1 pseudogene is annotated in these 1220 nt (G+C 63.9%); it reads left to right on the forward strand.

The features are described 5' to 3' along the window. Positions 1-1220 (forward strand): annotated as a pseudogene (rhsC, locus tag BGK49_RS15090) (rhs element protein RhsC); the annotation flags it as partial.

A 1220-nucleotide genomic window follows, 5' to 3' on the forward strand; every position in this document is an offset into this window, starting at 1 on the left:
GCGCGTCAGGGCGACATGACGCAGTATGGCGGTAGCATTGTTCAGGGTTCAGCCGGGGTGCGCATTGGTGCCCCCACCGGCGTGGCCTGTTCGGTGTGCCCCGGCGGAGTGACGTCCGGCCATCCGGTCAATCCCCTGCTCGGTGCAAAGGTCCTTCCCGGTGAAACCGACATCGCCCTGCCCGGCCCGCTGCCGTTCATCCTCTCCCGCACCTACAGCAGTTACCGGACAAAAACGCCCGCGCCGGTGGGGAGCCTCGGCCCCGGCTGGAAAATGCCTGCGGATATCCGCTTACAGCTGCGCGATAACACACTGATACTCAGTGATAACGGCGGCAGAAGCCTGTATTTTGAGCACCTGTTTCCCGGTGAGGACGGTTACAGCCGCAGCGAGTCACTGTGGCTGGTGCGCGGCGGCGTGGCGAAACTGGATGAAGGTCACCGGCTGGCCGCACTCTGGCAGGCGCTGCCGGAAGAACTCCGCTTAAGTCCGCATCGTTATCTGGCGACAAACAGTCCGCAGGGGCCGTGGTGGCTGCTCGGCTGGTGTGAGCGGGTGCCGGAAGCGGATGAGGTGCTGCCTGCGCCGCTGCCGCCGTACCGGGTACTGACCGGGCTGGTGGACCGCTTCGGGCGCACACAGACGTTCCACCGCGAAGCCGCCGGTGAATTCAGCGGCGAAATCACCGGCGTGACGGATGGTGCCGGGCGTCACTTCCAACTGGTACTGACCACGCAGGCGCAGCGGGCAGAAGAAGCCCGGCAGCAGGCCATTTCCGGCGGGACGGAACCGTCCGCTTTTCCTGATACCCTGCCGGGTTACACCGAATATGGCCGGGACAACGGCATCCGTCTGTCTGCCGTGTGGCTGACGCACGACCCGGAATACCCGGAGAATTTACCTGCCGCGCCGCTGGTGCGCTATGGCTGGACGCCGCGCGGCGAACTGGCGGCAGTGTATGACCGCAGCAATACACAGGTGCGTAGCTTTACTTACGATGATAAATACCGGGGCCGGATGGTGGCGCACCGTCACACGGGCCGGCCGGAAATCCGTTACCGTTACGACAGCGACGGGCGAGTGACAGAACAGCTTAACCCGGCAGGCTTAAGCTACACGTATCAGTATGAGAAGGACCGCATCACCATCACCGACAGCCTGAACCGCCGTGAAGTGCTGCACACGCAGGGTGAAGCCGGGCTGAAGCGGGTGGTGAAAAA

Source organism: Shigella sp. FC1544, assembly GCF_001722145.1.
GTDB classification, from domain to species: domain Bacteria; phylum Pseudomonadota; class Gammaproteobacteria; order Enterobacterales; family Enterobacteriaceae; genus Escherichia; species Escherichia coli.